This is a genomic window from Clostridium sp. AF02-29, assembly GCF_934835585.1.
Classification (GTDB): domain Bacteria; phylum Bacillota; class Clostridia; order Lachnospirales; family Lachnospiraceae; genus Otoolea; species Otoolea fessa.
Genome location: NZ_CAKVZK010000075.1, coordinates 1 through 1,893, shown reverse-complemented (window position 1 = coordinate 1,893; position 1,893 = coordinate 1). Strand labels below are relative to the sequence as shown.

The 1,893-nt window shown below is 44.7% G+C and carries 2 protein-coding genes; both read right to left on the bottom strand.

Translation table 11 applies throughout. From position 1 onward, the window contains the following. Positions 1 to 126 precede the first annotated feature (126 nt). Positions 127 to 1,131: a PDDEXK nuclease domain-containing protein gene (locus PUQ60_RS11430; RefSeq protein ID WP_273483027.1), complete on the bottom strand. Its 1,005-nt coding sequence runs from the start codon at positions 1,129 to 1,131 to the stop codon at positions 127 to 129. A 208-nt stretch (positions 1,132 to 1,339) separates the two neighbouring features. After that, positions 1,340 to 1,893 (bottom strand): bifunctional hydroxymethylpyrimidine kinase/phosphomethylpyrimidine kinase (locus PUQ60_RS11425; protein ID WP_273483026.1); only part of this gene is annotated, 554 nt, incomplete at its 5' end.

Sequence of the window (1,893 nt, the reverse complement as noted above, 5' to 3'; positions counted from 1 at the left end):
TCAACAACAACGCTTCTAAAAATATGGAGCTGGAATGTGCTATGGGCAGCGTTGTGGTGGAGTTTAAATAAAATATTTCTTGGTATTACCGCCTGAGTGGAGTTGTGATTCCCTCAGGCGGTAATGTTAGAATTCTTTTTCCGGTTTGTGCCATTCATCCAAAACAGCTTCTACCTGTGCGATGAGTTGTTCCTTATTTGGAATATAAGAAACATAACGTGAAGCAAAGATATTGTTGGACAGACCTCCGAGAGCATATTCAGCAGCTACACTGTCTTTGTCTGTACAAAGGATAATACCGATGGGGGGATTATCATGTTCATCATTTACTTCTGCGGCGTAGTAGTTCAGATACATATTAAGTTGCCCGGCGGCTTCCGGTGTGAGCTTGGTTGTCTTTAATTCAATCAGCACATACGCCCGGAGAATTTTATTATAGAAAACCATATCCACATAGTAGTGGGTATTGTTCAGGGTAATGCGCTGCTGTGTCCCTACAAACATAAAACCGCGACCTAATTCCAACAGGAATTTTTCAATCTGCGCGACCAATGCTTTTTCAAGATCACTTTCCAGCATGGGCTTGTTTTCCGGCACACCCAAAAATTCAAAAACATAAGGGTCTTTGATAATGTCGCTTGGTGTAGTCATTTCAATACCTTTTTCCGCAAGGGCAAGTACCGTTTCCTTGTTCGTCTTTCCTTCTGACAGCAATAACCGTTCATAGAGAGAAGTGGAAATCTGCCGCTTTAATTCTCGGATCGACCACCTGGAGTTGATGGTTTCCTTTTCATAAAAACTGCGTTTGTCCGGGTCTGAAATCGTCAACAGCTCACAATAATGCGACCAAGACAATTTTCCAGACACTGTCTGGAATTTTTGATGGTGCATATAGAACAGACGCATATTGTATAGATTGGAAACAGAAAACCCCTTTCCAAACTCTTTTGTTAACTCTTTTGAAAGCTGTTTTAGTGTCTGTTTTCCGTAATCTGCCCGATCTTTGCTTTCCTGCTCATGTTCAACAATGATCTTTCCTACATTCCAGTAGGTAGACAACAACTCCGTATTTACCTGTACCGCCACACGCTGACGTGCATTTAATAACAATTCTCTGATTTCGTTTATCATAGAATCAGTATGTGCCAAATTACTCAATTTTAATGCCCCCTTTCCAGATGGAGGATAGCCAGTATAATATAAAAAAAGAATCGTAGCACACCGCTTAAGCATCCGCTATACGGGATCTCATTTGAGAATAACCACAATTCCTTTTCTAGTATAAAATATAAAAGAGATGAAGTGAAAAGTCAATCGCATCATTGATTTTTAATACTTCTTACAACAGCGCCGCCAGATACTTTTCAAACACTACGCCCTCCTGCACGGGTGTTCCCGCCTTTTCGCTTCCGGCAATGCACAGCCCTACAAAGTTCGCTGCCTTTTGCACGGAGGATAGTAAGGTCTCCCCGCGGACGGCATCGGCGGCGAGAATGGAGGCGAAGATGTCTCCGGTGCCGGGGCGGGAGGCTCCGGCAATAGGGGTGGAAACAGTGGTATAGACGCCGTCATCCCATAGGAAGTTCACCAGAGAATCGCCCTGCCGGATTCCGGTGATGACGATGGAAGTGCGACGGGAAACAGTACGAGAAGTATCGATAACACTATTGGATGCATCATGGAAATGCTCGGATAAGGATAAGGTGGAATCCGTCTGGCACAGCGTAGCCAACTTTAGACATAAGCCCGACAGCTCCTGCATCGTCCATTCCCCATCCTTCCAGGGAGTGCCGGTCAGCAGGCAGGCTTCCGTGATATTCGGCGTGATAATATCCGCAAGAGGCAGCAGTTCCTTCATCTTCTGAACATGCGTCTCTGTGATGGAGGAGTAGG